Raw genomic sequence first — 2,336 nt, 5'->3', positions numbered from 1 at the left:
GGCATAGTCACACTGAAGGTACCGTCGGATTGCACGGTGGCTGACACGGTGTGGGTGGTGCCGTCGCCATCGACGACGCTGATATTCACGGTCGCGCCGATTTCATCGCACGTACCGCTGATCACCGGCGTATCGTTGTTAATGTCACCGATACTCGTCAGTGACAAGGTCGGTAACGTCAGGTCGATAAGACCTGACGTACTGGCGGTCGCCAGGTTACCCGCATCATCCAGTACCGTGGCGTTGACCGTCAACAGCCCTTCCGGCAATGCGCTGGGCATGGTCACGCTGAAGGTACCATCGGATTGCACGGTGGCCGAGACGGTGTGCGTCGTACCATCGCCGTCGACGACGCTGATATTCACGGTCGCGCCGATTTCATCGCACGTCCCGCTGATCACCGGCGTATCGTTGTTGATGTCACCGATACTGGCCAGCGACAAGGTCGGTAACGTCAGGTCGATGAGACCGGACGTGCTGGCCGTGGCCAGGTTACCCGCATCATCCAGCACGGTGGCGTTCACGGTTAACAGCCCTTCTGGCAATGCGCTGGGCATGGTCACACTGAAGGTACCGTCGGGTTGCACGGTGGCCGAAACGGTGTGCGTCGTACCATCGCCGTCCACCACACTGATATTCACGGTCGCGCCGATTTCATCACAGGTACCGCTGATCACCGGCGTATCGTTGTTGATGTCACCGATACTCGCTAGTGATAACGTCGGTAACGTCAGGTCGATGAGACCGGATGTGCTGGCTGTCGCCAGGTTACCCGCATCATCCAGTACGGTGGCGTTTACCGTGAGTAACCCTTCCGGCAATGCATTTGGCATAGTCACACTGAAGGTACCGTCGGGTTGCACGGTGGCCGAAACGGTGTGCGTCGTACCATCGCCGTCGACCACACTGATATTCACCGTCGCGCCGATTTCATCACAGGTTCCGCTGATCACCGGCGTATCGTTGTTAATGTCACCGATACTCGCCAGTGACAAGGTCGGTAACGTCAGGTCGATAAGACCTGACGTACTGGCGGTCGCCAGGTTACCGGCATCGTCCAGCACGGTGGCGTTCACAGTAAGTAACCCTTCCGGCAATGCGCTCGGCATAGTAACACTGAAGGTACCATCGGATTGCACGGTGGCCGAAACGGTGTGCGTCGTACCATCGCCGTCGACCACACTGATATTCACGGTCGCGCCGATTTCATCACACGTACCGCTGATCACCGGTGTATCTACATTTGTTGTTCCAACCACATCCAGGCTAATAACCGGGTCAACTGTATCAATAGTTCCTGATGTCGATACAGACGCCGTGACACCAACACCGTTTGTGACAGATACAGCGATATTAAACCCTCCCTCTGCCAAAATCGCCGGGACAGAAGCGCTATATGTCAAATCAGCTTGCACGGTAGTGAAAAATGTTTGGCTTACACCCAAGGCATCGGTCACAACTATAGTCACCGTCGTACCAACTGCAACATCCGTTGTACCTGAGATTAATGGCGTAGCATCTCCCAGAATACCGGGCGGGTCGATAGTGAGTAATGGGGCATTACTGTTAACTTCGCCGGTGGCTGATGCCGAAGCACTATTGCCAGCACTATCAGAAACCGTTGCGGAAACGGTATAGTTTCCTTCGGCTAAGTCACTGGGTACATCTGCACTGTAGGTGCCATCACTCGCAACCGTTGCTGAGAAGTTCTGTGTTACTCCATTATCATCAGTTACCGATAACGATACGGTTGAACCAGCGCTTGCATCTGTACTTCCTGTAATAGTAGGGGTTGCATCACTGCCAACGCCGGGATCATTAATTGAAATAACCGGTGCGGTGGTATCGATGTTACCGGTACCGGATACAGAGGCGGTATTGCCTGCGTCATCCGATGTAGTCGCGCTGACCGTGAAATTACCTTCCGCCAAATCGGTGGGGACATCCACACTAAAGTTGCCTGAACCGTCCACGGTAGTCGTGACGGTTTGCGTGGCGCCATTAGCATCGGTGATCGTTAACGTCACTGTGGCACCTGCTTCACCCGTGCCGGTTAAGGTTGGCGTGGTATCGTTGGTCTCACCAGGGTCAGTTAGGGTGAGTACCGGTGCAGTGGTATCAATGTTGCCAGTGCCAGACGCAGAGGCGGTATTGCCCGCATCATCCGACGTAGTCGCACTAACAGTAAAGCTGCCCTCGGCTAAATCAGTAGGCACATCCACGCTGAAGTTACCTGAACCGTCCACGGTGGTCGTCACGGTTTGTGTGGTGCCATTGGCATCGGTGATCGTTAACGTCACGGTCGCGCCCGCTTCACCCGTGCCGGTTAAGGTTGG

1 protein-coding gene is annotated in these 2,336 nt (G+C 55.2%); it reads right to left on the bottom strand.

The annotated features are described in order from the left end of the window. On the bottom strand, positions 1–2,336 hold a 2,336-nt coding region (locus BUB81_RS22250), incomplete at both ends, for a beta strand repeat-containing protein (protein WP_073325420.1).

This window comes from Marisediminitalea aggregata (genome assembly GCF_900129565.1).
GTDB classification, from domain to species: domain Bacteria; phylum Pseudomonadota; class Gammaproteobacteria; order Enterobacterales; family Alteromonadaceae; genus Alteromonas; species Alteromonas aggregata.
This window is presented reverse-complemented; position numbering and strand designations above follow the sequence as displayed.